The 1,358-nt window shown below is 73.7% G+C and carries 1 protein-coding gene; it reads left to right on the forward strand.

Annotation, left to right across the window (positions count from 1 at the left end; all coding sequences use genetic code 11):
• Positions 1–611: 611 nt before the first annotated feature.
• Positions 612–1,358: MoxR family ATPase (locus G3I40_RS10840; protein ID WP_239091656.1), on the forward strand; the 747-nt coding region annotated here is incomplete at its 3' end.

The raw sequence follows: 1,358 nt of genomic DNA on the forward strand, positions 1-1,358 counted from the left end.
GCTGCACCGTGTGCCGCCCGGCCCGGACCCGGACACCGGGGCGGACGCGGGGCCGGCCTGGCGACGACCGCGCCTCGACCGCCGTACGCCGCTCGCGGTGCGCGGCAAGCTGACCAATCGGGCTCGTCCGCGTACGGGTCAGGCCCGTTGATCGGTCGCGGGCGTCCGTGTGCGGGGCGGCCGTGCGGGTCGGTCCGGGTCGGTCGGTTTCGGGTCAGGTCCGCTGACCGGTCGGGTTCGGCCGCGTAAGGGTCGGGTCCGCTGACCCGTCGGGCTCGGTCGCGTACGGGCCAGGTCCGCTGGTCGGTCGGGCTCGGTTGTTTACCGGTCAGGTCGGCTGGTCGGTCGGATTCGGTCGCGTACGGGCCAGGTCCGCTGGTTGGTCGGGTTCGGTCGCGTACGGGTCAGGCCCGTGTGGTCGGTCGGGCTCGGTCGCGTACGGGTCAGGACCGTGTGGTCCGTCGGGTTCGGTCGTGTACCGGGCAGGCCCGACGCCTATCGGTCAGGTCCGTCGGCCGGACGTCGTCGCGTTCAGTGAACTTCCCTTCTCACGCCGCCTGTTGCGCGGCTCTCTTCTTCCCTTTCCTCTTCTCACACCCCAGGTGATGCCCATGAACTCCAGCACGCTCCAGCCCCCCCACGCCCACGCCCGCCCTTCCGCTGCCGCTCCCGCCGTTGACGTCGACGTATCCGACCCGCAACTGGCCACCGCCGAAGCCCTCTTGACCCTTCTGCGGACGACCGGCACCGAGACCCGGCCCGACGAGCAGCTCGAAGCGCTCACCCTGGCCGTCGCCGCCGACCTGCCCGTACTGCTCTGGGGCGAGCCGGGCATCGGCAAGACCGCGGCCCTGACGCAGCTCGCCGCCAGCCTCGACCTGCCGCTGACCACCGTGATCGCCAGCGTCCACGAGCCGTCCGACTTCTCCGGACTGCCCATCGTCGGCGACGACCCCGCGGTGCAGGGCGTCCCGATGGCGCCGCCGCAGTGGGCCGTGGAACTGGTCCGGGCCGGACGCGGGCTGCTCTTCCTCGACGAGCTGTCCACCGCCACCCCGGCCGTCCAGGCCGCACTGCTCCGGGTCGTCCTGGAACGCAGGGTGGGCGCGCTCCAACTGCCCGCGGGCGTACGCATCGTGGCCGCCGCCAATCCGCCGGCCTCGGCCGCCGACGGGTGGGAGCTGAGCCCGCCGCTGGCCAACCGGTTCGTGCACCTGCACTGGGTGCACGACAAGGACGTGGTGGTGCGCGGGCTCGGCGGGGTCTGGCCGCGGGCCGAACTGCCCCGCCTCGCACCGCAGCGGCTGCCGGAGGCGGTGGACCTCGCCCGGCGCGCCGTCACCGGCTTCCTGGCCGCC

The organism is Streptomyces sp. SID14478 (genome assembly GCF_010548525.1).
In the GTDB taxonomy this organism is placed as follows: Bacteria; Actinomycetota; Actinomycetes; order Streptomycetales; family Streptomycetaceae; genus Streptomyces.